Consider the following 420-nt stretch of genomic DNA (forward strand, 5'->3'; position numbering starts at 1 on the left):
TCGTGAACCCGGGCCCGCGTCGCGGCTCCTGCTTCGCCTGATACGCCCTCGCCGCGCCGTTCGCGCGCTCGTCGGCGGCCTCGTTGAGGTCGTGGCCTGCGTGGCCCTTGACCCATTCGAACCTCACGTCGCGGCCGTGCATCGCGTCATCCAGCGACTCCATCAGCTCGCGGTTGAGCACAGGGGCGCCGTCGGCCTTGCGCCATCCGCGGCGCTTCCATCCCGGCATCCACTTGGTGATCGAGTCGATGACGTACTTGCTGTCGCACATGATCAGCAGCGGCTCGTCGGTGCCGGCCGTCGCCCGAAGCAGCTCGAGCACGGCCTGCAGCTCGCCCTGGTTGTTGGTGCCGTGCGGCGAACCGCCGGCCGCCCAGTTCGCGTCGTCGATGTACCAGGCCCAGCCATTCGGTCCTGGGT

General features: G+C 69.3%; 1 protein-coding gene. It reads right to left on the reverse strand.

Translation table 11 applies throughout. From position 1 onward, the window contains the following. Nucleotides 1-420, reverse strand: a 420-nt coding sequence (locus J1M87_RS24140) for a ribonuclease H (protein ID WP_241257431.1), incomplete at both ends; no start/stop codon positions are given.

The sequence above is a fragment of the Rhodococcus sp. KRD162 genome (genome assembly GCF_017168335.1).
Taxonomy (GTDB): domain Bacteria; phylum Actinomycetota; class Actinomycetes; order Mycobacteriales; family Mycobacteriaceae; genus Rhodococcoides.